Below are 1,441 nucleotides of genomic sequence, written 5' to 3'. Positions count from 1 at the left end.
CGGCCGAGCGCAGGGCCCGGAGCGCGCGCAGCTGCAGCAGCGACAGCGCGTCGACGTAGGGGCTGCGCAGCTGCACGGCGCGCTGCAGCACGGGCTTGTTCTCGAGCAGGCCGTCGCCGCCGGTCAGCCGCACGATCCACTGGCGCGTGAGCGCGAGCTCGTCGAGCACGAGCGCCGCCAGGTCGTCGCGGTCGCCGAGGGCCAGGTACTGGCGGGCGATGCGCTCGTCGGTCTTGGCGAGGCTCATCGCGACGTTGTCGACCATGGTGTGCAGCAGCGGCCACTCGCGGTACGCCTCACGCAGCAGGTCCTGGTCGCCGACGGCCTCCAGGGCGGTGCCGAGACCGAACCAGCCGGCGAGGTTGATGCGCGCCTGGGTCCACGCGAACACCCACGGGATCGCCCGCAGGTCTTCCAGCGACTCGACCGACAGTCCGCGTCGGGCGGGGCGGGAGCCGAGTGCCAGCAGCCCGATCTCCTCCATCGGGGTCACCGTGGCGAACCACGGCGCGAAGCCCTCGGCCTTGACGAGCGAGAAGAAGCGCTCGCGGGAGGCCGCGTCCATCGTGGCGGCCACCTCGGCGTAGCGCTCGGCCGCGCGGCTGGTGCGCTCCTCCACCGTGGGGGAGGAGGCGAGCAGCGTGGCGGCGGCGACCTGGTCGATGTGCCGCATGGCGATCGCGGGCTCGCCGTAGCGGGCGAAGATCACCTCGCCCTGCTCGGTGAGCTTGAACCGGCCGTCGACGGAGTGCGGCGGCTGGGCGAGGATGGCGGAGTTGGCGGGGCCGCCGCCGCGCCCGAGGGCGCCGCCGCGACCGTGGAACAGCGTGAGCTCGATGCCCGACTCCTGCGCCCAGCGGGCGATGGTGGCCTGCGCCGCGTACAGCGCGAGGTTCGCGGCGACCGGGCCGACGTCCTTCGACGAGTCGGAGTAGCCGAGCATCACCTCGAGGCGGTTGCCTGTGGCGGCCATCCGCTCGCGGAACTCGGGGAACGTGACGACCTCGGCGAGGATCGCCGGCGCGGCCTGCAGGTCGGCGAAGGTCTCGAACAGCGGCACGACATCGAGCACCGGGGCGTCGTCGCCGAGGGCGTACCGGGCGAGGCGGTGCACGTTCGCGAGGTCGGACGCGGCCTGGGTGAACGAGACGACGTAGCGCCCTGCCGCCCGCAGCCCGCGGTCGCGCTGGATGTCCGCGATCGCACGGAACACCTCCAGCACCTCCTCGGTCTGGGCGCTGATCGGACCGCCCGCGTCGAGCTCGGCGAGGGCCGTGGCGTGCACCTGGGAGTGCTGGCGCACCTCGAGCTCGGTCAGGTGGAAGCCGTAGGTCTCCACCTGCCAGATCAGGTGCTGCACCCCGCCGAACGCGTGCCGACGGGCGCCGGCCGCGGCGAGCGAGGACTGCACGGCGCGCAGGTCGGCCAGCAGCTCGTGCGG

At 73.6% G+C, this 1,441-nt stretch carries 1 protein-coding gene; it reads right to left on the bottom strand.

Annotated features, from left to right (window positions below; genetic code table 11):
* Positions 1–1,441 (bottom strand): phosphoenolpyruvate carboxylase (locus DW309_RS00355; RefSeq protein WP_136044196.1); only part of this gene is annotated, 1,441 nt, incomplete at both ends.

Origin of the sequence: Microbacterium sp. K41 (assembly GCF_004794395.1) — a bacterium.
GTDB classification, from domain to species: Bacteria; Actinomycetota; Actinomycetes; order Actinomycetales; family Microbacteriaceae; genus Microbacterium; species Microbacterium sufflavum.
This window is presented reverse-complemented; position numbering and strand designations above follow the sequence as displayed.